At 52.6% G+C, this 397-nt stretch carries 1 protein-coding gene; it reads right to left on the bottom strand.

Annotation, left to right across the window (positions count from 1 at the left end; all coding sequences use genetic code 11):
- Positions 1–14: 14 nt before the first annotated feature.
- Positions 15–397, bottom strand: a 383-nt coding sequence (locus tag AC1RPG_RS08325) for a C-terminal helicase domain-containing protein (RefSeq protein WP_481762521.1), incomplete at its 5' end; no start/stop codon positions are given.

The raw sequence follows: 397 nt of genomic DNA, 5'->3' as shown, positions 1-397 counted from the left end.
CATTTAGTAATCCTTCATAGGTACAAATTTGCGGATACTGCGGTCCGCGTCAATTGGGTGTACAAATGTTCCCACTTCTGGTCAGCAAACACATCAGACTCGTCGATGATGAGCGTGCGATCCCACTGAGAGCCCTGTGCGCTGTGGCCGGTCATAGCATATGCAAACGTCCATGTGTCGGTGCCTCTAATATCCTGCCAAGGTGGTTCCGGAAGATTCTGATCAAAGTGGTGTTGCGAGCATACGGTGTCCACTACAAGGGGATCGCCATCAGCGTTGAACAGGTCGAGCGAACGAGCCTTGAAATACAGACCCTGTAGGTTTGTCGTCTCGTAGCCAAGAGCGGGTTTGCGCGGATCACGCAGCCGCTTGATGGGTTTGATCTTGGGAGCCGAAC

It is taken from the genome of Dellaglioa sp. CoH-57-MRSF-18 (genome assembly GCF_056781995.1).
The sequence above is the reverse complement of the archived record's forward strand: the minus strand, read 5'-3'. Positions and strand labels throughout refer to the sequence as shown.